This is a genomic window from Vitreoscilla filiformis, from assembly GCF_002222655.1.
In the GTDB taxonomy this organism is placed as follows: Bacteria; Pseudomonadota; Gammaproteobacteria; order Burkholderiales; family Burkholderiaceae_C; genus Ideonella; species Ideonella filiformis.
The window spans coordinates 228,905-253,871 of sequence record NZ_CP022424.1 but is presented as its reverse complement, the minus strand read 5'-3'; the positions used below and the strand labels follow the sequence as shown (position 1 = coordinate 253,871).

Genomic DNA, 24,967 nt, shown 5'->3' with positions numbered 1-24,967 from the left:
CATTTCATCATGGCCGCGTCCTACACTGCCGGCCTGCTTTATCCCTCGCTTGCCAGACATCGTGCGTGACCGACTTGCTGTTCTGCCCCAATACCTTTTCCCCAAACGCCTGTTGACCGAACGGGCCGGTGCGTTGGCCCGCACGCCCCATGGTGAGCGCACCACGCAGGTGATCCGCTGGTTCATTGCGCGTTATGGCGTGAACATGGCGGAAGCGGCCGAACCCAACCCTGCGGCCTACGCCACGTTCAACGACTTTTTTACACGGGCGCTGCGTCCGGGGGCGCGTCCACTGGCGTCGGCGCCGTGGGTGTGCCCGGTGGATGGCGCGGTGAGCCAGTTTGGTCGCATCAGCGGCGATCAGGTGTTCCAAGCCAAGGGTCATCGCTACAGCGCCACGGCCTTGCTGGGCGGGGATGCGGCATTGGCGGCGGCGTTCCAAGACGGCCAGTTCGCCACCATTTACCTGAGCCCGCGTGATTACCACCGCATTCACATGCCCTGTGCGGGTCGGTTGAAGCGCATGGTGTACGTGCCGGGGGCGCTGTTCTCCGTCAACCCCACCACGGCGCGAGGGGTGCCGGGGCTGTTCGCCCGCAACGAGCGCGTGGTGTGCGTGTTTGAGGGCGACAGTGGGCCGTTTGTGATGGTGTTGGTGGGTGCCACGATTGTGGGGAGCATGGCCACGGTGTGGCATGGTGTGGTCAATCCGCCGCGCAGCGCCGAGCCTCGGAGCTGGGACTATGCAGGCGATCAGGCCATCACCCTGGCCCAAGGCGCCGAAATGGGCCGCTTTTTACTGGGTTCGACCGTGGTGATGCTGTTCCCTCAGGGCAGCGGCTTGCGTTTCACGACACGTTGGGAGCCCACCGCCCCTGTGCGCATGGGTGAGGTGATGGGGACGCGGTAAGCGCTGCTTGCACCATCAAGCCGCGCTCGTTGAGCTGGCGGGTGTGATGGAAAACGCCGCGCCCCATTTCGTCCCATGTGTTGCATTCCCCTCACCCTCAAGGGGATGCGCTGCGCTTCATGTGCTGGTGTTTCTGAGCTGCCTACCCGGCAGTGAATGCAATGGCGCAGAGCTTCAGTTTGGCGAACATTTTCTAAGCTGCCTACCCGGCAGTTAATGTGGGACGAAATGAAGGGCCTTCTGAACGAGTGTTTCTAAGCTGCCTACCCGGCAGTGAATAACCTGAACGGGCTGCAAATCTCGCGGCTACTTTTCTAAGCTGCCTACCCGGCAGTGAATTGGATTGATCTGATGGGGCTGGCCCCGACGCTTTTCTAAGCTGCCTACCCGGCAGTGAATTGCTGACTGGCTCGCTTGCCGGGATGGATTCTTTTCTAAGCTGCCTACCCGGCAGTGAATGTTGCGCCAAGGCGCCCTGCTGGACTTGCACGTTTCTAAGCTGCCTACCCGGCAGTGAATCACAACTCGGCACACGAGTTATCACGCGCTCGTTTCTAAGCTGCCTACCCGGCAGTGAATACGGACAGCCGGACGGCAAACCCAGATTAAACTTTCTAAGCTGCCTACCCGGCAGTGAATCGGAATATGCATTAGCGCAGTCGTCGTCTGGTTTTCTAAGCTGCCTACCCGGCAGTGAATGCGGCCAGCGATGGTGTATTCCTGCCCCTTCATTTCTAAGCTGCCTACCCGGCAGTGAATCTGATCGTGCGCCTCATGCTGCGCACCCGGCTTTTCTAAGCTGCCTACCCGGCAGTGAATACTTCCGGCGCCGCCACCGGTTCCGCCGCATTTTTCTAAGCTGCCTACCCGGCAGTGAATCTACTCGGTTGAGTGCTGCTCTGCCGCTGTTTTTTCTAAGCTGCCTACCCGGCAGTGAATGTAATGATCCGTCCACTTTGGTTTCTAAGCTGCCTACCCGGCAGTGAATCGGGCAGGATGCAACTGCGAGCGCTGGCCAGCTTTCTAAGCTGCCTACCCGGCAGTGAATCCGGGAGCAAAGAGCCGCGCCGCCAGCTTCAATTTCTAAGCTGCCTACCCGGCAGTGAATTGCGGCAGACACCGTACTCGCGTGCGATCTGTTTTCTAAGCTGCCTACCCGGCAGTGAATAGCTGGCCGCCGAGGTGCGCAAGCGTTTTGGCTTTCTAAGCTGCCTACCCGGCAGTGAATCCAGCTTGGCGCCTTCGGAGTTTTGCCACCCTTTTCTAAGCTGCCTACCCGGCAGTGAATATGAAGTACCCGCCGCACCACCTCGCCGCGATTTTCTAAGCTGCCTACCCGGCAGTGAATCGTCGCTCGCAACGCGGTGCGCGAAATGATCATTTCTAAGCTGCCTACCCGGCAGTGAATATGACCGTATCCTTTGCAATGCGGTTATGAGTTTTCTAAGCTGCCTACCCGGCAGTGAATGCAGTCTCGGCTCAGTGATGCTCACGCAATGCTTTTCTAAGCTGCCTACCCGGCAGTGAATGCATGAAGGTGCCACAGATCGCACGCGAGTACTTTCTAAGCTGCCTACCCGGCAGTGAATGCCGCCCAGGGCATCACGGTGCCCTGGCGAGTTTTCTAAGCTGCCTACCCGGCAGTGAATCTGGCGCGTCGAATACCGCGTCGCGTTTGCCTTTTCTAAGCTGCCTACCCGGCAGTGAATATCGGTGCCGACGACAAACACGCCCGGCTCGCTTTTCTAAGCTGCCTACCCGGCAGTGAATGTGCAGCCATACCTGTTGGATCGCGTCGCCAATTTCTAAGCTGCCTACCCGGCAGTGAATTGCTTCAGGGCTTGCCGGGCGTTGCCTTCTGTTTTCTAAGCTGCCTACCCGGCAGTGAATGCCCGAGCTTGCAAGCAGTGCGCGAAGCGCTGTTTCTAAGCTGCCTACCCGGCAGTGAATGCTGACCCCAAGCCGCGCCAGCCCGTGCTGACTTTCTAAGCTGCCTACCCGGCAGTGAATGCTTTTGTCACCGCGGAACCATCCCCCATCCTTTTCTAAGCTGCCTACCCGGCAGTGAATGAGCTGGCCAAGGACGACGCCAAATCGATCGTTTTCTAAGCTGCCTACCCGGCAGTGAATTAACGTTTGACGTTGAACCGGTCGGTGTATATTTTCTAAGCTGCCTACCCGGCAGTGAATTAATGCAACGATGCCCCGTTTGTACGGGGATTTTTCTAAGCTGCCTACCCGGCAGTGAATGCCATTGCTGCGGCCATTTTCGGCATCACCAATTTCTAAGCTGCCTACCCGGCAGTGAATGCAAACCCGCCCGGAACTGGTGCCTGTGGTCATTTTCTAAGCTGCCTACCCGGCAGTGAATGATGCCTGCCGCATGGGCCTGGCGGCGCTGATTTTCTAAGCTGCCTACCCGGCAGTGAATGTAATGTCAGCAGTGGATCGGCTGGTCAGCTCTTTCTAAGCTGCCTACCCGGCAGTGAATTTGTAGATTCAAACGGCGTCGCCCTCTTTTGATTTCTAAGCTGCCTACCCGGCAGTGAATCCGGGCCACCTGCCCGCTGGCACCGCTGGACTTTTCTAAGCTGCCTACCCGGCAGTGAATTGGGGGGGTAGGGGGGCAGCATGTGGAGCGGACTTTCTAAGCTGCCTACCCGGCAGTGAATTTCATGTCCACTCGGGCAATCACGTCCACTCGTTTCTAAGCTGCCTACCCGGCAGTGAATGCACGGCGAGCAGCGAGACAACAGCAGCAGCATTTCTAAGCTGCCTACCCGGCAGTGAATATCTCGTACCGCTCCAACATTCCCCGCAGCCGTTTCTAAGCTGCCTACCCGGCAGTGAATGCCCAACGGCTGATTGATGATGCTCGCCAAAATTTCTAAGCTGCCTACCCGGCAGTGAATCCTCAGCCGCGCCTCCAACGCCTGCGTCTCGCTTTCTAAGCTGCCTACCCGGCAGTGAATCTATGTTGTTGTTTTTGTTGCGCTTCTTATGTTTTCTAAGCTGCCTACCCGGCAGTGAATGGAGTCCGGGATTGCCTTCGGTGACTTTCACCTTTCTAAGCTGCCTACCCGGCAGTGAATAGACCCCTGTCACGCCCGGCCTGCGTCATCCTTTTCTAAGCTGCCTACCCGGCAGTGAATGCTCTCCCCAGCACCGATTGCAACCTCAACTGATTTCTAAGCTGCCTACCCGGCAGTGAATACAAAAACAACAACATAGCCAATCTTTAAAGCTTTCTAAGCTGCCTACCCGGCAGTGAATGGCAACGGCGTCGGCGGTTGTGGCAACAAGGTTTTCTAAGCTGCCTACCCGGCAGTGAATCAAAGGGGGTGCAGCATGATCTCCTTGCAACATTTCTAAGCTGCCTACCCGGCAGTGAATATGCTCCGCATCGCTTTTCAATGTTTCTTCTTGTTTCTAAGCTGCCTACCCGGCAGTGAATAATCGACGTGCGGAACACGTGCGATTCCCCCATTTCTAAGCTGCCTACCCGGCAGTGAATGGCCACACCGGCCAAGCTGCGCGAGTTTGTCGTTTCTAAGCTGCCTACCCGGCAGTGAATTTTTTTGGCTCGTGTGATCCGCCCTGGTGCGTTTTCTAAGCTGCCTACCCGGCAGTGAATGGCTCCAGCCCATGGCTCTTCATCACCTCGATTTTCTAAGCTGCCTACCCGGCAGTGAATTGCACATCTTTGACGTCACCTGAAGCGGACATTTTCTAAGCTGCCTACCCGGCAGTGAATAGCACAATATCCCAAGATGCCCCGTTCCATCGTTTCTAAGCTGCCTACCCGGCAGTGAATGATGGTTGGTTTTCTTTTTGCAGCCGCGTTACTTTCTAAGCTGCCTACCCGGCAGTGAATGGTACGGCTGGCCAACGTGCCGATGATGCCCATTTCTAAGCTGCCTACCCGGCAGTGAATATTTGCCGCGTGTGAGCCTCTGCCGCCGACTTTTTCTAAGCTGCCTACCCGGCAGTGAATCAAAGCAAAAAGCGCTGCCAGGGCTCTATTTTTTTCTAAGCTGCCTACCCGGCAGTGAATGCGGGCGATACCGTGGTGGTGCGCGATCTGATTTTCTAAGCTGCCTACCCGGCAGTGAATTGTACCGATTCCTCGCGGCCGTGGCTGAAAAGTTTCTAAGCTGCCTACCCGGCAGTGAATGCCGCGTCACGTCCACTCGGGCGTGTCCACTCTTTCTAAGCTGCCTACCCGGCAGTGAATCCGGCGTGAGCCAGGCCAAGACGTGCCAATGTTTTCTAAGCTGCCTACCCGGCAGTGAATCAACCCCCCCCCGCTCCCCACGGGATGCCCGATTTCTAAGCTGCCTACCCGGCAGTGAATCAGAAACCGTGAATCGAACGCTGCACGTTAACTTTCTAAGCTGCCTACCCGGCAGTGAATCATTAGCGCAGTCGTCGTCTGGTGGTGTTTCTTTTCTAAGCTGCCTACCCGGCAGTGAATAACCAGGGGAAGCCCGCCCTCTGAGTGCGTTTTTTCTAAGCTGCCTACCCGGCAGTGAATCGCCTGGGGTTGCATGCTGCGGCGGCGGGCTTTTTCTAAGCTGCCTACCCGGCAGTGAATCATGTCCACTCATGTCCACTCATGCCCGATCGTTTCTAAGCTGCCTACCCGGCAGTGAATGCGCATTCCCTGTTATTGTCGAAATGGCTAATTTTCTAAGCTGCCTACCCGGCAGTGAATGCAATGACCCGGGGCTCGGTCGGGCGAGCTCTTTTCTAAGCTGCCTACCCGGCAGTGAATCCGCTCGCTGCTGACATCGCGCTGCCCGGCGATTTCTAAGCTGCCTACCCGGCAGTGAATGTCGGGATGGCCGGCATCATTGCGCTGGTGCTTTTCTAAGCTGCCTACCCGGCAGTGAATAGCTCGTCCGACTGAGCCAAGAGCCATCGCAGTTTCTAAGCTGCCTACCCGGCAGTGAATATCCCGGCTGAATTCCTCAACGCAAACCAACCCTTTCTAAGCTGCCTACCCGGCAGTGAATTCACACGGCTGGAGCACCTGCCCGACCATTTTTTTCTAAGCTGCCTACCCGGCAGTGAATCCAGCAACTCTAAACGCCGTCCCCAAATATTTTTTCTAAGCTGCCTACCCGGCAGTGAATCCGCCGGTCCCGACGAGGCCGAAGCTGCCCGCTTTCTAAGCTGCCTACCCGGCAGTGAATTGAGCCCCCCGAACTGTCTCGCGAGGTGCTGCGGTTTCTAAGCTGCCTACCCGGCAGTGAATGCAGCAACAACAGCACAACGCCGGACGCTAGATTTCTAAGCTGCCTACCCGGCAGTGAATATCGGACATGAGTGGACATGAGTGGACATGAGTTTTCTAAGCTGCCTACCCGGCAGTGAATCTCTTGCACCGAAAAACGCGCTTTCAGCCCCGTTTCTAAGCTGCCTACCCGGCAGTGAATCAGCATCAACTCTGGTTCGTGCGGGCTGGTGTTTTCTAAGCTGCCTACCCGGCAGTGAATCAAGAGCCGGCGACTTCCAAGATGCCCGGGCATTTCTAAGCTGCCTACCCGGCAGTGAATTGCAATAGCCAAGCAAAAAAGTCGTGAATTCATTTCTAAGCTGCCTACCCGGCAGTGAATATGCGCTCGCCCACGTCAGGGGCGCACTGACCTTTCTAAGCTGCCTACCCGGCAGTGAATCTCTGTGAGCCTCAGCCCAGACCCGGCCACACTTTCTAAGCTGCCTACCCGGCAGTGAATTTGTACGGCCTGGGCGCCGGCGTGTACCCCAATTTCTAAGCTGCCTACCCGGCAGTGAATCCCGGCCACACGACGGGCCACACTCGGAGCCATTTCTAAGCTGCCTACCCGGCAGTGAATGCAGCCCTGCGCGATTTTTTGGCGGAGCGACTTTTCTAAGCTGCCTACCCGGCAGTGAATCTCCCCCATCTCTTGGCAAGCCAACGAATTCGTTTCTAAGCTGCCTACCCGGCAGTGAATGCGGCTGCGCCACGCACTGGCTGATGCTCAGCTTTCTAAGCTGCCTACCCGGCAGTGAATTGGCAGGCACCGTTGAATCCGACGCGGCCAGTTTTCTAAGCTGCCTACCCGGCAGTGAATTTTCCCGGTGCCGAGCGGGCCATACAACACCATTTCTAAGCTGCCTACCCGGCAGTGAATAGCACGTTGAAATTTGCCGTCATGCTCGGCAATTTCTAAGCTGCCTACCCGGCAGTGAATGTTTGCTTTTGCTCTTCGGTGAGCGTGTACTTTTTCTAAGCTGCCTACCCGGCAGTGAATTTTGCCAACCAACACCACCACCAAATGAGTACTTTCTAAGCTGCCTACCCGGCAGTGAATCAGCGCGCGCAATCCGGCTGTGCCGTGCGCAATTTCTAAGCTGCCTACCCGGCAGTGAATGTAGCGATACCAGCAGTGGCGGGCTTCAATCATTTCTAAGCTGCCTACCCGGCAGTGAATCCTCCCCCATCTCTTGGCACGCCATCGCTTCGGTTTCTAAGCTGCCTACCCGGCAGTGAATGAGTGGACGTGACTGAGTGGACGTGACTGAGTTTTCTAAGCTGCCTACCCGGCAGTGAATGTGGATCAGTAGTTCTTGATGAATTCGCGGATTTTCTAAGCTGCCTACCCGGCAGTGAATAACAAGCACGTCACGGATCTGGAAGCCAGCCTTTTCTAAGCTGCCTACCCGGCAGTGAATCGGCCATGAGCCTCAGTAGCGACGCCTGTGCTTTTCTAAGCTGCCTACCCGGCAGTGAATTTGGTGTGACGCACCCGGCCACACCCTGGAGATTTCTAAGCTGCCTACCCGGCAGTGAATCTCGGTGATCGTGGGCGCCGTGGTGGCGCGTTTTTCTAAGCTGCCTACCCGGCAGTGAATTGGGTTCCGCTCTACGTCAACGATTTTCTTTCTTTCTAAGCTGCCTACCCGGCAGTGAATAAACGGGCAAGCCCACCGCTGATTCTTTTGATTTTCTAAGCTGCCTACCCGGCAGTGAATAACAGCAGGATGCCAGATGGCATTCCGCCGAATTTCTAAGCTGCCTACCCGGCAGTGAATTGACGCCGGCCAGCTTGGCTGCCTTGCGCCAATTTCTAAGCTGCCTACCCGGCAGTGAATGCTTTGGCGCGATTGCGGGTCAAGCGGGTCATTTTCTAAGCTGCCTACCCGGCAGTGAATGCGGCACCAAGGCCGACACGGCTCGGCTCCAATTTCTAAGCTGCCTACCCGGCAGTGAATAACAAGCGCCGCAAGGAACGGGATACCCTCAATTTCTAAGCTGCCTACCCGGCAGTGAATGCCAGCGCTGGCGCTGGTGGCGTCTGCGGGGCTTTCTAAGCTGCCTACCCGGCAGTGAATTCCCGGCCCGGCAATAGCTCTGGGCTCAGTTGTTTCTAAGCTGCCTACCCGGCAGTGAATGTCGGCGAGTGCCCAGGTGTCAGACTGCTCAATTTCTAAGCTGCCTACCCGGCAGTGAATGCAGTCCAGAGCGCAAACTTGCTAACTTTCTTTTTCTAAGCTGCCTACCCGGCAGTGAATGGACGCTGCGGCACACGCTGGCCTGGCCAACGTTTCTAAGCTGCCTACCCGGCAGTGAATGCGCGGCCCTCGTTCAGGATTTCAGCCTTGATTTTCTAAGCTGCCTACCCGGCAGTGAATTGTCAAATGTCCTCGCCGTCCTCGATCCGCGATTTCTAAGCTGCCTACCCGGCAGTGAATTCGGTGTTGGTGTCGGCGTTGGTGTTGGTGTTTTTCTAAGCTGCCTACCCGGCAGTGAATCCCACACCATCGCCCGAACCGACCGCTGTGCTTTTCTAAGCTGCCTACCCGGCAGTGAATCAGACGCCTTCCATCTTAACGCATTGATTGTTAAAGAACTTTTCCTGGTTCGCTCTGTACAACCCTTTTTTCACAGGCATGCGTAAGTGCTTGATTTACAAGGCAGCTACGCACCTCCGCAAAAAAAGGGTCTGGCGTTAGAACCAAGGCACGGTAGCACCCTGCTGGCTCAGTCCATAGGCATTGAACCGACCCTCCACCGCCTGCGCTTGTAGCGTGCCATGCCGGACGAACAGCTTGAATACCTGCCCCGTGCTCGCGCTGGCCAGTGACACAAAGGGCAGATCGCAGCGCTGCACCACATCGTTGGGAATGCGCTGCACCGCCTCCCGCTCATCCACGCCCTGACGGCGCATCAGCCGACGGCGTTGACGCTCCGGGCTGCTGTGAACCTGCACCCGGCTCACCACCCGGTAGCCCTGCAATTTCTCCAGCGGCACGGGTTGCGGTGTCGGTTGTGCTTGCGCCAGATGATCCCGCACACCGCGCAGCCAAGGCGTGCTCATCAGCGCGGCCAGCGCCGCTTCACTGCCGTGCAAGCGCATGCAGGTGCCTAGCGTGGGCCGGGCATCGTCATGCAGCGGAAAACTCACCCCCACTGCGCCCAGCGGCGTGGTGGACTCCACCGCCACCAGTGCCCGGTGCAGCTTGGCGTAGAGCGCCGCCATCAACATCGGCGCGCCAAACTCCGGGTCAGGCTCCAGCACCAAATCCAGGTAGTACGTACACATGGCCTCAGTCCTTGCCTGCGTCGCCAAACACACCACCTCGGATGAGCGTGGCCATCACAAAGTGCTGCTGTTCCAGCGCGGGCACTTGGTCTTTGAGCAGCCAGTTGTCCAGCAGGTTGTAAAAATCCCGCTTGGTTGCGGGTGGGCGGCAGGCGCGGCCCAGCGTCGTCACCGAGCCATAGGGCTCCACCGCAATCGGCCCCAGGTTCAGGGTGTCGGCTTCGGGATACCAGGTGTCAATCGTGCGCAGCGCGTTGCCCACTTTTTGAGAGTGCAGGCCGGCCACCTTGTTCACGGTGTAAAGCGTCTTGCTCTTGTCCCCGCGTCCCCGATCCAAGATCAGCTCTTGCGAAGGGAACACCTCTTGCCCAAAGCCTTGGCGCACAAAGGCCGTCACTTGCAGCAGCACATGGCGGTTGCCGCCCAGACCTTCAGCCAGCAGCGCGGCCAACTCCGCCACCGCCGGGCTGTTGAACTCGCGCAGCGAGAGTGCCAGCGCATCAAACACCCAGGTTTTGGCAGCCTGGCCGTCTTGCAGATGAGCCACGCGCACTTCCACGGCTTCCGCGCCTACCCGGTTGCGCCACAAGAACCGCCCGTTGGCGAGGTTGTGCGCGTAGCGGCTGGCCAGCTCGGTAAAGCCGTTGGCGCTCACATAGCCGGCCACGGTTTGCAGCAGCTTGGCTTGGTAGTCCGCACTGTTGCAGGCTGAAGGCGTGCCCGCGCCGCCCAACACCCGCAGCGTGAAACTCACCCGCAGCGTGTCCGCTTCAGCGGGCAGGGCGGCCACATCGACGGTTTGCAGGTTGGGGTTTTGAATCGCGGCATCCAGCTTGATCGGGTCTTGGTCTTTGGTTTTGAGCCGGTTGGAAATCGTGCCGCGCACCGATTTGGCGTTCACCCCCACCGGCACCCAAGCCTTGGGTTGATCGCGTTCGGCCCAGATGCCGGCATGAAACAGCGCGTCAGACGGATCGAGCTTGCGCTCAAACGCCAACACCGAAGCGGTGGCCAGCGCAGCGGAGGTGTCTTTTTTGGTAGCCATGAAGGTCTCTCCTGAGGGTTTAGACGTAAGCGAACGGGGAATCGGGGTCTTGCAGGGGGTCTTCAGCCGAAGACGGTGAGGGGATTGGCGCAGATGCGGGCGGCCGGTAAGCGTTGCGGCAGCGGTAGAGGCCGGCGTCGGCGTCAAAGTCACTCCACCAGAGCAGGTCTTGCGCGCTGCCCAGCCGATGCGGGCCGATCCACTGGCCCAAGCTGTAAACGCTCTCCACAAACCGGAACGGCGTTTCCCGATCTCGCGCCCCTGCCACCGAGCCCGGCGCGTGCAGCTCAGACAGCGCCGCGTAACCCACCGGAATCGGCACGATCCAGCCGGGCCGCGCATCGCGCTGCCATTCCACCCGTTCAGGTGTATCGGGTGCGTTCACCCGCACCGCCCGATGGTTGAGGCGCGAGGCATCCAGCCATGCGTCCAGCACCGTGGCGCTGGGGTTTTGGGTTTGCAGCTCGGCCAAGTGAGCGGTCAACAAGTCATCCCGTGCCACCAAGGCAAAACCGGGCAACCAGCGCTGGCGCAGGCGGCGCCAGGCTTGATCGGCCTTTTCGGCTTGGTAGTGCAGCGGCCAGGGCAGCATCTCGGGCCGGCGCTGGCGTGAGCTGCCACCGGCCAAGGGCAGCGCGGGCATCACGCTGCCACCGGCCAGGCGCATGCCGGCCACGGCATCGGCCACACGCTGGGCGGTTTGCTGGCGGGTGGTTTCATCGGCGGCGGCCAGGGTGTCACTTGAAAACCCCAGCACCAAGGTGATGTCCAGATGGGCGCGGCCTTCTTCCACCAGTGCGGCTGAGCTGCCATCGGCGTTCACCGGGTTGCGCGTCAGCCGAAAGGCGCGGGTGAAACCGCCCTCGGTGGTTTGCGGCTCAAACGCATGGCAGATCACCCCAATCGCGTTGAAGTTGAGCGGGCTGTCAGCGCCCAGCTTGCGCTCCAGCGCGTGCATGAAGCCCGTGAACGCCGTGATGGATGGGAAACCCCAGGTCAGCGGGCTGGAAATGGCGTTGGCGTTTTGCACCCGCAAGCACGGCAGCACCAGCAAGCCGTTGATTTCAGGCATGTCATGCAGCATGGCGCAGCTCCCAGTCGTAGGCGGCCAGGGCGTCGCGCAGATCGTTGCGCCAGTGGGCGTGCTCGGGGTCGCCCATCGTCATGGCATCGGTGGTGCTCAGCGCGGCGTTGAGCCACAAGGCGTAGCGAGCGGCCAGCTCGTCGGCCCAGTTCGGTGGCAGGTTTTCAGGGGAGAAAGCGCCGCTGTCCACCCACACTTTTTGCTCATCGGGCAGTTTGCATTCCGGCGCTTGGCTCCAGCCGGGTGGCAGCTCGCGCAGCGCGGCGCCAAAGAGCAAGAACTCGTCGATCAGCCCATCGGCCAAGTCATCGCGGGTGTCGCGGGTGCCCACGTTCTTCGGCGGGTTGGCGGCCAAAAACGTGTGCAGGGCCTTCACCGTTTGGCGCACCTCGGGTCGGCGGCCAAAGCGCTTGAACAAGCTGTCGGTGTCCAGCAGCGGCAGGACATCCCGGCTGTGCCACTGTGGTGGCTGCGAGGCCAGCAAGAAGTTCTGCCCCAGCCGCTCGCTGTTGAGTTGGCTGATGTTCTGCGGCTTGGTGCCACCCAGCTTTTGCACCGCCAAATGGGGGTAATCGTGCGTTGGGCGTTCGTGAAACTCGCCGGCTTTTTTGGCTTGGCGCGCTTCCTTGGCGGCTTCGCTGAAGCGATCCTCCTGCAACTGCTCATACATCCGTTGCACCAGCGAGCTGGGGTAAAGCGGGGCCAGCAGGTGGAAATCCGCATCGCGCAGCGGGGCTTCACCGGCCAGCCAGTAAAGCTGCTTGGCCAAAGTGTGGCTGGCGACGCGGCCACGCGGCGCCACCAAGCCGGTGAAAGCTTGCGCCCAGTGGTGCGCCTGGGTGGGATCGTCGCTCAGGGCGGCGAGCGCATCCTCATCACCGGCCAGCAGCCGGGCCAACAAGCTTTGGCCCTCAAACTCCAGCTTGAGGAATTTATAAACATCCAGGGCAGCGGCGTTGCCGACCACATCCGTGGCGAAGGATTCACCGAGACAATGGCTGCCGACCACGGTTTGCGCGGCCAAGCGAGGCGGCGGGCAATAAAGGTTGCTGCCCTTGGCATCGGGGTGAATGGGTTTGAGCGAATGGGTGACGGCCTGGATCTGGCTCACTCGCCGGGCGGCGTCTTCCAGCCAAACCGCCGGCTGAAATTGCGCCAGCAGCTCGGCGCGTTTGGGGTCATCGGCGGGCAGCTTGTCGAGCTTGCCATCGCGGCGTTCCAGCAAGAACGCCGTGATGACGGATCGAATCGCCGCCGACCTCCCTGAAAGGTTCGGCATGAAAAGTCCTTTTTGCGACGCGATGGCCGCTTTTAGAATGCCCCGAGGCAATGCTCGGGGGTGTGTGCTGTGAAACAGCTTCAGGTGTCAGGAATCTCTTCTGAGCATGTGAAAGTCAGTCCACATACGCATCCTCCGTATCCCGCATCAGCCCCTGTGGGTGGGTGCCTGGCGTCTGAGCCTTGGCGTTGCTGCTCTGGCATCGGTGGTGTTGCAGCATCACCGATGTCCTTTTTCTTCGGCAGACAATTTTTTAACCATTGCACGCTTAGCGTGTTTAGCTACCAAATTGCTTACCAGTGAGAGCAGTGTAAGCTCATCCCTGAACTGCTGGCAAGCAGCTCAGAAAATTGCACGCTTCGTGTGGTTCGACACCTTCACTGCCGGATAGGCAGCAAAAAGCCGGCCTCGCGCCGGCTTTTTCACTTCTGTGGGGATCAATGTCGTGACCCTTGAGAGTGCGAGCAGAGCGCTTCACGCAGGCGCTAGCTCCACCCGCACCCGTTGCCCACAAGCCGCAGCCATGTTCACAAGCGCATCCAGCGAGAAGCGGTTGATGCGATCGCGCAGCAAGTCATTCATGCGCGGTTGCGTCACACCGCAGCGGCGAGCAGCTTCGGCTGTGGTGTTGGTCAGGGCGTCAAGCTTCAACTGTCGGTGTGTTTGGCGACGCATTCCCCTCACCCCAACCCCTCTCCCCCAAGGGGAGAGGGTCGGGGTGAGGGGACGACACGCCCTAGACCGCTCACTTGTGCCGCACAAACCCCAGCGCCGCATGCCACCACCAACCCGGTTCACTGGCGGGCAAGCTCACCGTGCCAAAGCGCTCGGTATGTGGCAAGGCCACCGGGCGTTAGCTGTACCAATCCTCCACGGCCAGCCCAGGCACCCGCTGGAACTCCCGAAGGTTGCGCGTGACCAGTGTCAGTTCGTGGGCCAGGGCGGTGCCGGCGATGAGCGTATCAATGGGGCCGATGGGTGTGCCTTGCAGCTCCAGCGAGGCGCGCACACGGGCGGCCTGATCGGCGCAGGCTTCGTCAAACGTCAGCAGCTTGAACCGACTTTGTACAAACGTGAGTTTTTGCAGCGCTGCTTCCGGTTGGCTGGATTTGAGTGCGCCTGTCTTCAACTCCCACAGGACAGGCGTACACATGCAAATTTCATGGTCTTGCCGCAAGGCCACACGTTGGCGCACGTTGCCCTGGTTCTTGAACAGGTAGATCAACGCGTTGGTGTCCAACAAGTACGCCATGTGAGTTACCACGCTTCCCGTGGCAGATCGGCCACTTCGTGGCGACGCAACGCATCGGGGTTTGGGAACGGATCGTTTTGTGGAGCGCTGATGGCATCCAACTGGCTGAAAAAGAGGCCCCAATCCTGCGCCTGGCGCTTTTTCTCCTGCGCTGCGAACTGCGAAAACCACTGGCTGAGCGACACGCTTTGCCGCGTGGCGGCCTCGCGGGCGACCTGCAACAGGCTGTCTTCAAGGTAAATCGTCACCTGGGCCATGGCGGTGCTCCAAGGTAGAAAGATGAGATCAATTATAAGTGTCATGCACTTATAAGTGAGGAGGCCCGATCAACGCCGCACAAACCCCAGCGCCGCATGCCACCACCAACCCGGTTCACTGGCGGGCAAGCTCACCGTGCCAAAGCGCTCGGCGCAGCGCTGCAAGGGCATGTCCATCGCTTGCGCCAACTCGGCGAGCGCCTGGGCGTAGCTCGGCTCGGCCCAAGCGCAGATGCCAAGGGCGGAAAAAATGCTTTCATCCGTCCACATCTTGCAGCGGTTTTGGGCTGACACGTAGCGCTTGCCGCTGCCTTTTTTGAGATCCACCACCTCGGTCAACTCGATGCGCTCGGGGTCATCGTCGGTCGGGCGAAGGCACAGATCGACCCGCTTTTGGGTGTCATCACGGAAGGGCTGGTGTTGCGGTAGCAGGGCGGTCATCAAGGCTGAGGCAGGGGGGAAATGCCACCACCACCACGCCGCTTCAGCCGCTGGCACCGGGGAGTTGACTTGCGTTTGAGGCGGCAGCATCGCCTGCGCCATGCGCCAGTGCTCCAAATCCACCCATTGTTTGTGGGGCTCCAAGGGCGTGGGGCACACGATGCGCGGCCGCGCATCCACCACACCAAACTCTTCCGGTCGCAACAGGTGCCGTAACTGACAATGCGCGAGCTGCGCCGTGGAGGTTTCAAACCCAGGCCGGTAAAACACCGGCCCACCGGGCTTTGAGAAATGCCGCCAATTGCTATCCAGCACCCGCACATTGGCCGCCTTGCCGCACACCTCCACCCGGTGGCGCTTGACCCGCCCCACGAGCTGAATCAGCGAGCGCATCGAAGACGGCTCGACGATGGCCCAGTCGTAATCGTGATCGCGGCCCACTTCCGTCACAGGGGAGCCCAGTACGATGAACAGATGCTGCGCCGCCTGCGGGTGCGCCTCCAACCGCGTTCGGATGTCCGCCAGCGCAAACACCGCCTCGGGATCCCGGCGGTTGAGTGCCGCATCCAACCGCCGCTCGATGTTGGAGCGCAGCAGCAGCGGAAACTGCGAGTGATACACGCACAAATGAATCTGCACCCCCGGCGGTGGCGCCAGCGCAAACAGCGCCCGCGCCACCTGCACCAGCGGCTCGATGTTGGCCATGCGGATCAGCCCAAAACTCACCCGCCGCTCAGGCTTCTGTGGATCGGGCTGAGCGTGCAGTTCGTGCAGGGCCAGCGCCTGGGTTTGCAGCAACACAGCCAAGGCGCTGGCGCGTTCGGCATCCGTTTTGGCGCTTGCCAGTGGCCTCACGTCCACCAAAGCGCAACGCCGACGGGGCGTGGCCGCCTCCTGCGCCAAACGCGCATGGCGCTTCGCGGCAAAGCCTTCATGCTGCTGCTGAAAAGCCTCGGGCGTAGCGCACGCGCTGGCCTGTTGGTTGAACTCGTCCAGCCACAGGCAGGCAATTTCGGGTGGCGTGACCGCGCCGCTGGGCCGCGCACCCCGATGGCGCTGGTAAGCCATGCGCCCAGCGCGGTAGGCTAAAAACAAACCCTGCACCAGCGCAGGCGCCAACGTGGCCGAAGACAACAGCACCCGGCTGCCCAGCAGCCCCGCCCAATGCACCAAGCGGGTGAGTGCGGGCAAGTCGGCCAAATCAAAGTCGTCGGGCTCATCCAGCACCAGATCGCCGCTCAAGAGGCGCAACATCGGTGCGATCTGGCGCCCGCCGCGCTGGCTTTCGGTCGCTGGTGTGAGGTGGTCAATCGTGCAGACCAGCACCGGGGCCACCAGCAGTTTTTTCACCAGAGGGTCGTGCAGCGTGCGTGCCAGCACGGGGTGGCGCTCATCCAAGCCCGCATCGCCAGCAAATTCCACCGAGCCTTCTTCCTCCTCTTCCAGCAACAAGGCTTGGTTAGAGGCTGAACCCGTGGCCTCGGCACGGGTTTCAAAGTGCTCAAACAAGGCCCGGCTGGCATGGCCACCCACGCGGATGGCGAGTTGTTCTTCCCCCAAAGACAACAGGGTTTGAAACGCCCGCCCGGTTTGTAGCGTGAGGGTGCGCAAACCCATCGCAAAGGCGCAGCGCAGGCCCCGCTCCGGGTCGGCCAGGGCATTCATCACGCGGGCGTTGGCCAGGGTTTTGCCCGTGCCTGTGCTGGCCATGTTGACGATGAACGCGCCATGCTCGGCGGCTTGGGCATGCTGGCTGGCCGCAGCATCGGCTGCCTTGTTTTGCCAGGCAAAGCGTGCTTCGGTGCTGCGTTTGCGCAGCGGTTTATGGTTCACCAAACCCGGCAAGCTGTCAGCCAAACTGGGCAATGCATGGGTGATACGCCGGCTGCCCTGGGCCACGCCGATGAGGTGTTCATCCAGCGTCTGGTTAGGCCATGTGCGCCCCTGCACCTTGTCCTTGTAGGTGTTGGCCAGCAGCGTGCAGCCCTCTGGTACGTCCACCCGCCCCCGGGCTCTGTGGCCGTCTTCACGGTTGAGGCTGGAATAGTGGTGATCGGCCAGCATCAGCGCCAAGCGGCTCAGGTGCATCACATAAGGTTCGTCGAGCCAAGCGCTCCCCCTCTCCCCAACCCCTCTCCCACAAGGGGAGAGGGGCTTTGAAGGCATTTCTCCCTCTCCCTTTGGGGGAGAAGGCCGGGGTGAGGGGGAACCTTGCCGTCGCGCCACCAGCATGGCTTGCAGCCGCAGCGCCAAGCGCTTGGCTTGGGCCTGCCAGTGCGGCAACGCCACCGGTAAACCCTGCGGGAAGTGCCAATAAGGTTGAATCTCCGAAGCACCGCCGGCACGGACGATCTCGTTCCAATCCGCCTGAACCTGGCGCAAACCCGCCTGCAAGCTGGCCGCACCAAAACGCGAGCTGGGGCAGCCGAGCCAGGCTTGTTCGCCGTTGTCTTGGTGCGCAGGCAGCACCGGCAAGCGGTGATGCGTCAGGATCAACCAACCCACCGCCTGCGCCAGTGGCGCATGGGCCAGCGCCTGGAAAGGCGGCACACAGGCGTCGGGGGCATCCAAACCATCCCGCTGCAAACGCCCGGTTTTGGCGTCTGCCCAACTTGCCACATCGGCGGGTGTGGGGTCGGCCAGCCGCGCTAGCCAAGCGGCATCCTCGTCTTGCCCCACAAACGCCTGAAACAAGCGCAGCGAGACCCACTCATGCCGGTAGCGGTTGCGCCCACTGTGGGCACCGTGGCCCGCCAAACTGTCTTGAAGCCGACTTTGGAACGCCGCACTGGCCTTGCCCAAATCGTGCAGCAGAGCGGCCAGGGCGGCCAGCAAGTGGATGTCTTCGCCGCTGTGCCAATCGTTTTCATCACCCGCCCGCAACACGTCGCGCCGGGTGGTGTGGGTGGGCACCGCGCCTTGCGCGTTGAAGCGGGTTTTATCGCCGACCACCCATAGCAGTTCGGTGTGATCTTGGCCGCGTATCCAGTGGCAAGCCACGGCGGTGTTTTTGCGCGCACTGGCGCGCAGCAAGCGACGCAGGGTGTCCAGCCCCTCTTGGGTGATGGGCGTTTGCCAGGTGCGCTCGCCTCGGCGCTCGGCAAATTGATCGAGGATGCGCCGGGTTTGCACCAGCGCCCGTTTGTCGCACTCCGACACCAGCAAGATGTTCATGCGAGGTTCTCCGACTGGGAAGCCTGGGCGCCCAGTGCCTTCAGACCGAGCGAAGTGGCAACGGCTTTGAGTGTGTCGATCATGAAATCCAGCGCCTCGGTGCGTGCAAAGGCTTCAATGCAAGCATGGCGGAACTCCTGCTCGGTATGCCCCTTCATCGCCGACGCAAAGGCTTGCGGCAGGATCAGCGCATCCTTCACCAAATCCGCCACATCAAACACCAAGCCACCCCGCCGGGTTTTGCCGTGCAGCACGGCCAAGCCGTGAGGCAGCCCCAACACCCAGCATGCGGTGGCGCCCAAGCCGTAGGCCAGGTAATTACCGTGATCCAAAAACTGGTTGGCCGCATCCACACTCTCGCCGCGCTTGGCACGGGTGAACTCACCGTGGCGCGTGGCTTGAGCCGCCAGTCGGTAGAGCTGCTTGGTCAAGCGGGCTTCTTCGGTGAGCAAAGCCGTGTTGCTGGGCACCTGGGCCACGGCGGCGGCACTGTCACGCACGCAAGCTGCCAGGGCCGCCATGTCAGGCGCAAAGCCTTGCTCTTTGAGCGCCTTGCTGCTGCCCCAGTGCTGACGCAGCCGCTCCAGCCGCGCTTGCTGAAACGCCTTGGCGGCCTCCAGCCGCAGTGCGTCATCAAACCAGAACCGCACCCAGTGTTGCAGGTACTCGGTGGGGCGATACTCGCTTTGCGGGCTGAACCAGGCCACCTCCACTTCAAATTCAGTGGCGGCAAACAGCGGTGTGCCACCTCCGCCGCAAAACCCCAGCATCACCCCGGCCTTGGCAAGCTCGCGCACCGCCGCTTGGGTGATGGAAGTGCCCGTGCCCAGCAGCACCGTGGTGGTGTTGGCGATGGGGATGTTCCAGTAAAGCTGCTGTTGAGCACGTTCCGTGACGTACTCCACCCGCCCGCCATTGACCAGCACCCGGCAGTGCTCCAAGTAATAGAGGTTGGCGCGTTTGGAATGCAGGATGGTTTTTAAGTCGGAGGCATTGATTTGTTCCATTGAGGCTCCCTGAACTGACCGGTGACTCGCTTGGCGCATCATGCCCCAGCGGCTCAAGCGCGATGAGGTGGTGTACGTGCCCCATCCTCAATGCGGGCGGGGCCATCCAGGCGGCGGTCGGAGCCTCCGATGCGCTTTATTGTGAGGCAGAGGCCGGCTGAACCGCCGGCGGCACTGCCACCACCCCGTCCTTGGGTGCGCCGATGTGCTGCTCCACCTGCGGCAACGTGTGCGCAATGCCCTTGTGGCAGTCGATGCAGGTTTGTCCGGCGCTGAACGCGGCTTGGTGGCGCGTGGCCGAGCGCTGGTTTTGTTCGGCGTAATCCATGGATTCGAAGTGGTGGCAGTTGCGGCACTCGCGGCTGTCGTTGGCCTTCATGCGATCCCACTCGTGCTGCGCCAGCACCGCCCGCTTGGCGTTGAATTTTTCCGGCGTGTCGATGGTGCCCAGGATTTTGTGCAGCACCTCGTTGCTCGCCTGGATTTTGCGCAGCATCTTGTGCCCCCATTCCTTGGGCACATGGCAATCCGGGCAGGTGGCACGCACGCCGGTGCGGTTTTGGTAGTGGATGGTGTTGCGGTATTCGGCGTAAACGTTGTCCTTCATTTCGTGGCACGAGATGCAAAACTCTTCCCGGTTCGTCCATTCCATCGCGGTGTTGAAACCGCCCCAGAACAAAATCCCCGCCACAAAAGCGCTGGCCAGCACCGCAAACTGGCGCGTCTTCACAGCGGCCAAACAGCGGGCGATGAAACCCGTCTTGGAGGTGTCACTCATGGTGTGGGCTCCTGGGGTGTCACTGCAAACCGCGTGCGCGCTGGAAGGTGTTGCCCACCAGCGGCTTGGCGTCCGTCTGCGGGACGTGGCATTGGGTGCAGAAATACCGGCGCGGGCTGATGTTGTCCAACTCTTGGCCGTCGCGGGTTTTGAAGTGCGTCACGCTGACCTTGGTGGCGCCGCTTTCCTTGGTCTTTTGCCAGGCGTGGCAGTCCATGCACTTGTTGTAGTTCTTGGTGATTTGGTAGCCCTGGATGGTGTGCGGAATCAGCGGTGGCTGTTGCACAAAATCCCGATCGGCTGGGCCGTGATCCCGCTCTTGTTTGATGGGGGTGGGCGCGTTGTCCTGCGTGATGGGCGTGCCGCCGCGCAGGCCTTCGAGTTTCACCGGCGCTGCGGCATCGGCTGCTTGCGCCAGGTTCATGCCCGACGCCACCAGAACCGCCGCCATCACGGCGCTGGCCAAAGTTTTGAGCAAGGTTGTCATCAGTCTCTCCGAACATCTAAACGGTGGGTCAGGGTGAAAACATCGGGGCCGCACACATCGATGCAGCGACCGCAGTTGGTACAAGCCGCATCGGCGATCACCGGGCCGGCGCCGCCTTTGCCCTTCAACGCGATGGGGATGACCTGCGGCTCGGGACAGACGGCGTAACAGTCGGCGCAATCGGTGCAGCGGCTGCTGTGGCGCGCACTCACCCGCAACAGCGCTTTGTGGCCGATGAGCGCATAAGCCGCGCCCTGCGGGCAGAGGTGGCCGCACCAACCACGCGGTGCCACCAGCAAATCAAACAAAAACACCGCCGCCACACCGCCCCAAGCCAGGCCGCCGCCAAAGATCAGCGCCCGCTGGGTCAAGCTCACCGGGTTGACGCTTTCCCACACCAACCCGCCCGACACCGCACTGGCCAGCAGCACCGCGCCCAGCAGCCAAAAGCGCAGCGCACGCGGTGCCCGCCCGGTGGAAATGCCCAACCGGCGGCGCAGCCACGCAGCGGTGTCCGTCACCACGTTCACCGGGCAGACCCACGAACAGAACATCCGCCCGCCCACCCAGGCGTAAAACACCCCGACGATGAGCGCCCCCACCCCGGCACTCAGCGCCGGCAGGTGGCGCGTGGCCAGCAGTTGGGCCAGCACGAACGGGTCGGTCAGCGGCAGCGTGTCCAGCGTCAAACTGCTGCTGAGGTTGCCTTTGACGAGCCACACCCCCGCCCACGGCCCCAGCAAAAACAGCCCCAAGATGCCAAATTGGCTCAAGCGGCGCAGCAGCAAAAACCGATGGCTGCGCCACCAGCCCTTCATGCCCACAGCGGCCCAGCTCATGGCGTCTCCCGGTAAGGTGCATCACCCGAACGAAGCGGCACCAAGTCGCCCGGCACAGCCTGGTCGGGCAGGCGTTGCACGGGTTTGTCGAACGTCGGTTTGCCGCTTCGATTCGGCGCTTCCCAGCCTTTGCGGTAGTGGTGGCCCAGCTCACCCTGCGCCAGTTCACGCGGCAGCACCTTGATGGCCGGCTGTTCCAACACACAGCTTTTTTCGCACTTGCCGCAGCCGGTGCAGGCGTCGGCATGGACGGTGGGCAAGAGCATGGCGTGGCGGTCGCTGCGCGGGTTGTTGACTTTTTCCAGCGTGATGGCTTGGTCGATCACCGGGCAGACGCGGTAACACACGTCGCAGCGCAGGCCGAGGAAGTTCAAGCAGCTTTCATGGTCGATCAACACCGCCAGGCCCATGCGGGCTTGGGTGATGTCGGTGAGCTTGGGATCGAGTGCGCCGGTGGGGCAGGCTTTGACGCAGGGCACGGCCTCGCACATCTCACACGGGATGTCCCGCGCCACAAAGTACGGCGTGCCGATGGCCACATCCGCCGCCACGCCCGCGCCCCATTCACTTAAGAGCAGGTTGTGCGGCGGGCAATCGCGCACGCACAGGCCGCAGCGGATGCAGGCGCCCAAAAAATCGCCTTCCGCCAACGCCCCCGGTGGGCGCAGCGCCTGCGCGGGGCGTGCCACCGCCGGGCGACTCACCACAGCCGCCCCGCCCGCCACCAGCCCCGCCGTGGCGGCGTTGGAGGCGGCTTGCAGCAGCTCACGCCGGTTGAGTTTCATGGCGCTGGCGACCTCAGGCGCGCACCACCTTGACGGCGCACTTCTTGTAGTCGGTTTCTTTGCTGATGGGGCAGGTGGCGTCCAGCGTCAGCTTGTTCACCAGCCGGCCTTCGTCAAAGAAGGGCACGAACACCAACCCACGCGGCACCTTGTTGCGGCCCTTGGTTTCCACCGCCAGGGTGATTTCGCCCCGGCGCGAGGCCACCTTCACTTGCATGCCACGCTGGATGCCCCGCGCTTTGGCGTCATCCGGGTGCATGAACAACACGGCTTCCGGCACGGCGCGATGCAGCTCGGGCACGCGACGGGTCATGCTGCCGGTGTGCCAATGTTCCAGCACGCGGCCCGTACACAGCCAGAGGTCAAATTCCTTGTCCGGCGATTCGGCGGCGGGCTGGTACGGCAGGGCAAAGATGTTGGCCTTGCCGTCCTTGTTGCCGTAGAAGCGCAGGCCTTCGCCCTTCTTCACGTACGGGTCATAACCTTCGCGGAAACGCCACAGCGTTTCCTTGCCGTCCACCACCGGCCAGCGCAGGCCGCGCACCTCGTGGTACACGTCGAACGGCGCCAGATCGTGGCCGTGGCCGCGCCCGAACTCGGCATATTCCTCGAACAAGCCTTTTTGCACATAGAAGCCAAAGGCTTCGGACTCGTCGTTCTTGTAGCCGGGGATGTATTTGCCGTTGACCTTGGTGAGATCCCCCATCGGGTACTTGTTGATCTTGCCGTTCTTGAACAGCACGTCAAACAGCGTCTTGCCCTTCACGCTGGGCATCTTGGCGATCAGCTCCGCTGGCCACACCTCTTCGATCTTGAAGCGCTTGGCGAACTCCATCATCTGCCACAGATCCGAGCGCGCTTGGCCCGGTGCCTTCACCTGCTGGCGCCACACCTGGGTGCGGCGCTCGGCGTTGCCAAAGGCGCCTTCTTTTTCCACCCACATCGCCGAAGGCAACACCAAATCGGCGGCCATCGCGCTCACCGTCGGGTAAGGGTCGCTCACCACGACGAAAGCCTTCGGGTTGCGCCAACCGGGCAGGATTTCGCCGTTGATGTTCGGCCCGGCCTGCATGTTGTTGGTGGTGCTCGTCCAGTAGCAGCGGATCTTGCCGTCCTTCAAAGCGCGGCTTTGCGCGACGGCGTGGTAACCGATTTTGTCGGGGATGGTGCCTTCAGGCACGCCCCAAATTTCTTCGGTGTGCTTGCGGTGATCGGGGTTGGTCACCACCATGTCAGCCGGCAGGCGATGGGCGAAAGTGCCCACTTCCCGCGCCGTGCCGCAGGCGCTGGGCTGGCCGGTCAGGCTGAACGGGCCGTTGCCGGGCTGGCTGATCTTGCCCACCAGCAGGTGGACGTTGTAGATCATGTTGTTCGCCCAAGTGCCCCGCGTGTGCTGGTTGAAGCCCATCGTCCAGAAGGACACCACCTTGACCTTCGGGTCGGCATAGAGCTTGGCCAGGTCTTCCAGTTGCTTGACCGGCACGCCCGAGAGCGCACTCACCTTCTCGGCGGTGTACTCGCTCACAAACTTGGCGTAGTCCTCGAAGCTCATGGGCGTCGAGTCGTTCGGGTTGCCCTTGGGCTTGCCATCGGCGCCGGGGTAGCCGTTGCTCTTGGCGTCCTTCTCCAGCGCATGCACCGGGCGCAGGCCGTAACCGATGTCGTCCGCGCCCTTCTTGAAGTTGACGTTCTTCTTCACGAACTCGGTGTTCACCTTCTTGTTCGTGATGATGTAGTGGGCGATGTAGTTCAGGATCGCCAAGTCCGTCTGCGGCACGAACACCATGCCCGAGTCCGCCAAGTCAAAACTGCGGTGCTCGTAGGTGGAAAGCACCGCCACCTTCACATGCGGATTCGAGAGCCGGCGGTCGGTGATGCGGCTCCACAGAATCGGGTGCATCTCCGCCATGTTGGAGCCCCAGAGCACAAAGGCGTCGGCTTGCTCGATGTCGTCATAACAGCCCATCGGCTCATCGATGCCGAAGGTGCGCATGAAACCCGCCACCGCCGAGGCCATGCAATGGCGCGCATTCGGGTCGAGGTTGTTGGTGCGGAAACCCGCTTTCCACAGCTTGGAGGCGGCATAGCCTTCCCACACCGTCCACTGGCCGGAACCGAACATGGCCAGGCTGTTCGGGCCTTCGGCTTTGAGCGCTTCCTTCCACTTGGCGGCCATGATGTCGAAGGCTTCATCCCAGGTGATGGGGGTGAAATCGCCGTCCTTGTCGTATTGGCCGTTCTTTTTGCGCAGCAAGGGCGTTTGCAGCCGATCCTTGCCGTACATGATTTTGCTGAGGAAGTACCCTTTGATGCAGTTCAAGCCCCGGTTCACGGGGGCTTCCGGGTCGCCTTGGGTGGCCACGACCTTGCCGTCTTGCACGCCCACCATCACGGCGCAGCCGGTGCCGCAGAAGCGGCAGGGGGCTTTGTCCCAACGCACGGCCACGTCGGCGGCGGTTTTGCCGGCGTCTTTGTTCGCGGCGGCTTCCGCAACGATGGGAAGGCCCGCCGCCGCCGCACTGGCGGCCAGGGCTTGCGCCTTGAGGAAATCTCGACGGTTGGCTTGCATGGATGGGGCTCCGGCAGAAAAGCAAAAAAGCGCCTGGGCGCTGCGGGAGCCATGGTCGATGCAAGCGGGGGGGCGTGTCCTTGAACTGGTTTGGGTTTATCTGAAATGACCCGATTCACCCCCCCGGTCGCCCCCGCCACGCCCGGAAATCCGCCATCTGGCTGCCTTCGGGTGCCGGCGCGTCCGGCCCCGAGTACTCCCACACCAAGGACGTGCCCAACACCCCCGGCCACGTCGCCACATCGGCCAGCGTGCGGGCGGCGCTTGGCTCGCCGTTGGCGCCGTCCACATCCTCCATCACCACCACCAAGCGGCCATCACCCGGATTGAGCGCCACCTCGACACCCGGCTGCTCGGCCAGCCGCTGCGCCACGTCCGCCACGGCTTCGGCCCGCGCCCGCACCACCACGCCCAAGATGCTCATGATCGGCCCCTTCGTTCTGGCTGACAAAACCGCGCACTGTCGCCGGGCGATCCGGGTGGCGCCTTG

At 61.2% G+C, this 24,967-nt stretch carries 16 protein-coding genes and 1 CRISPR repeat array; of the genes, 1 reads left to right on the top strand and 15 read right to left on the bottom strand.

Translation table 11 applies throughout. The features are described from left to right. Positions 1-61: 61 nt before the first annotated feature. Positions 62-910, top strand: a complete 849-nt coding sequence (gene asd, locus VITFI_RS17385) for an archaetidylserine decarboxylase (RefSeq protein WP_089418412.1) — start codon at positions 62-64, stop codon at positions 908-910. Between the two features lie 130 nt (positions 911-1,040). Next, a CRISPR array of direct repeats spans positions 1,041-8,749; the repeat unit is 28 nt; unit sequence TTTCTAAGCTGCCTACCCGGCAGTGAAT. Between the two features lie 137 nt (positions 8,750-8,886). Here the strand turns inward: asd and cas6f are convergent. The 15 genes from cas6f to VITFI_RS17310 form a co-directional block, all read right to left on the bottom strand. Next, complete coding sequence (gene cas6f / locus VITFI_RS17380) at positions 8,887-9,480, bottom strand: type I-F CRISPR-associated endoribonuclease Cas6/Csy4 (RefSeq protein WP_089418411.1); 594 nt, start codon at positions 9,478-9,480, stop codon at positions 8,887-8,889. Between the two features lie 4 nt (positions 9,481-9,484). Continuing rightward, a complete protein-coding gene (csy3, locus tag VITFI_RS17375) occupies positions 9,485-10,525 on the bottom strand; it encodes a type I-F CRISPR-associated protein Csy3 (RefSeq protein WP_089418410.1) in 1,041 nt (346 codons plus the stop codon). Between the two features lie 19 nt (positions 10,526-10,544). Beyond that, on the bottom strand, positions 10,545-11,609 hold the full coding sequence (gene csy2 / locus VITFI_RS17370) for a type I-F CRISPR-associated protein Csy2 (protein WP_232476734.1): 1,065 nt from the start codon (positions 11,607-11,609) through the stop codon (positions 10,545-10,547). After that, positions 11,599-12,888, bottom strand: coding sequence for a type I-F CRISPR-associated protein Csy1 (csy1, locus tag VITFI_RS17365; protein WP_089418409.1), 1,290 nt, complete (start codon positions 12,886-12,888; stop codon positions 11,599-11,601). Before csy1 ends, csy2 begins: the two co-directional genes overlap by 11 nt. Before the next feature lie 474 nt (positions 12,889-13,362). Next, on the bottom strand, positions 13,363-13,563 hold the full coding sequence (locus tag VITFI_RS17360; protein WP_089418408.1) for a helix-turn-helix domain-containing protein: 201 nt from the start codon (positions 13,561-13,563) through the stop codon (positions 13,363-13,365). 178 nt (positions 13,564-13,741) lie between these two features. Next, a complete protein-coding gene (locus tag VITFI_RS17355; RefSeq protein WP_089418407.1) occupies positions 13,742-14,140 on the bottom strand; it encodes a type II toxin-antitoxin system VapC family toxin in 399 nt (132 codons plus the stop codon). Positions 14,141-14,145: 5 nt separating this feature from the next. Next, a complete protein-coding gene (locus VITFI_RS17350) occupies positions 14,146-14,397 on the bottom strand; it encodes a hypothetical protein (protein WP_089418406.1) in 252 nt (83 codons plus the stop codon). 69 nt (positions 14,398-14,466) lie between these two features. Then, a complete protein-coding gene (gene cas3f, locus VITFI_RS17345; RefSeq protein ID WP_089418405.1) occupies positions 14,467-18,012 on the bottom strand; it encodes a type I-F CRISPR-associated helicase Cas3f in 3,546 nt (1,181 codons plus the stop codon). Then, positions 18,009-19,019, bottom strand: a complete 1,011-nt coding sequence (gene cas1f / locus VITFI_RS17340) for a type I-F CRISPR-associated endonuclease Cas1f (RefSeq protein WP_089418404.1) — start codon at positions 19,017-19,019, stop codon at positions 18,009-18,011. The genes cas3f and cas1f overlap by 4 nt, the downstream gene beginning before the upstream one ends. 136 nt (positions 19,020-19,155) lie before the next feature. Beyond that, entirely contained in the window at positions 19,156-19,797 is a 642-nt protein-coding gene (locus tag VITFI_RS17335) for a NapC/NirT family cytochrome c (RefSeq protein ID WP_089418403.1), read from the bottom strand. Positions 19,798-19,816: 19 nt separating this feature from the next. Then, positions 19,817-20,284 (bottom strand): nitrate reductase cytochrome c-type subunit, encoded by a 468-nt coding sequence (locus tag VITFI_RS17330; protein ID WP_232476733.1) that lies wholly within the window; start codon positions 20,282-20,284, stop codon positions 19,817-19,819. Further along, positions 20,284-21,123, bottom strand: a complete 840-nt coding sequence (gene napH / locus VITFI_RS17325; protein ID WP_089418402.1) for a quinol dehydrogenase ferredoxin subunit NapH — start codon at positions 21,121-21,123, stop codon at positions 20,284-20,286. The genes VITFI_RS17330 and napH overlap by 1 nt, the downstream gene beginning before the upstream one ends. Continuing rightward, positions 21,120-21,908 (bottom strand): ferredoxin-type protein NapG, encoded by a 789-nt coding sequence (gene napG, locus VITFI_RS17320; protein ID WP_089418401.1) that lies wholly within the window; start codon positions 21,906-21,908, stop codon positions 21,120-21,122. The genes napH and napG overlap by 4 nt, the downstream gene beginning before the upstream one ends. Before the next feature lie 13 nt (positions 21,909-21,921). Continuing rightward, positions 21,922-24,477: a nitrate reductase catalytic subunit NapA gene (gene napA / locus VITFI_RS17315; RefSeq protein WP_089418400.1), complete on the bottom strand. Its 2,556-nt coding sequence runs from the start codon at positions 24,475-24,477 to the stop codon at positions 21,922-21,924. A gap of 115 nt (positions 24,478-24,592) precedes the next feature. After that, complete coding sequence (locus VITFI_RS17310; RefSeq protein ID WP_089418399.1) at positions 24,593-24,901, bottom strand: chaperone NapD; 309 nt, start codon at positions 24,899-24,901, stop codon at positions 24,593-24,595. Positions 24,902-24,967: the final 66 nt, after the last annotated feature.

What these genes read in the sequence shown, in the direction of transcription:
- VITFI_RS17335 (WP_089418403.1), bottom strand. Translation starts at nt 19,797, where the DNA reads ATGAGTGACACCTCCAAGACGGGTTTCATCGCCCGCTGTTTGGCCGCT.
- VITFI_RS17330 (WP_232476733.1), bottom strand. Translation starts at nt 20,284, where the DNA reads ATGACAACCTTGCTCAAAACTTTGGCCAGCGCCGTGATGGCGGCGGTT.
- napG (WP_089418401.1), bottom strand. Translation starts at nt 21,908, where the DNA reads ATGAAACTCAACCGGCGTGAGCTGCTGCAAGCCGCCTCCAACGCCGCC.
- VITFI_RS17355 (WP_089418407.1), bottom strand. Translation starts at nt 14,140, where the DNA reads ATGGCGTACTTGTTGGACACCAACGCGTTGATCTACCTGTTCAAGAAC.
- csy1 (WP_089418409.1), bottom strand. Translation starts at nt 12,888, where the DNA reads ATGCCGAACCTTTCAGGGAGGTCGGCGGCGATTCGATCCGTCATCACG.
- cas6f (WP_089418411.1), bottom strand. Translation starts at nt 9,480, where the DNA reads ATGTGTACGTACTACCTGGATTTGGTGCTGGAGCCTGACCCGGAGTTT.
- csy3 (WP_089418410.1), bottom strand. Translation starts at nt 10,525, where the DNA reads ATGGCTACCAAAAAAGACACCTCCGCTGCGCTGGCCACCGCTTCGGTG.
- napA (WP_089418400.1), bottom strand. Translation starts at nt 24,477, where the DNA reads ATGCAAGCCAACCGTCGAGATTTCCTCAAGGCGCAAGCCCTGGCCGCC.
- VITFI_RS17360 (WP_089418408.1), bottom strand. Translation starts at nt 13,563, where the DNA reads ATGCGTCGCCAAACACACCGACAGTTGAAGCTTGACGCCCTGACCAAC.
- cas1f (WP_089418404.1), bottom strand. Translation starts at nt 19,019, where the DNA reads ATGGAACAAATCAATGCCTCCGACTTAAAAACCATCCTGCATTCCAAA.
- VITFI_RS17350 (WP_089418406.1), bottom strand. Translation starts at nt 14,397, where the DNA reads ATGGCCCAGGTGACGATTTACCTTGAAGACAGCCTGTTGCAGGTCGCC.
- cas3f (WP_089418405.1), bottom strand. Translation starts at nt 18,012, where the DNA reads ATGAACATCTTGCTGGTGTCGGAGTGCGACAAACGGGCGCTGGTGCAA.
- VITFI_RS17310 (WP_089418399.1), bottom strand. Translation starts at nt 24,901, where the DNA reads ATGAGCATCTTGGGCGTGGTGGTGCGGGCGCGGGCCGAAGCCGTGGCG.
- napH (WP_089418402.1), bottom strand. Translation starts at nt 21,123, where the DNA reads ATGAGCTGGGCCGCTGTGGGCATGAAGGGCTGGTGGCGCAGCCATCGG.
- csy2 (WP_232476734.1), bottom strand. Translation starts at nt 11,609, where the DNA reads ATGCTGCATGACATGCCTGAAATCAACGGCTTGCTGGTGCTGCCGTGC.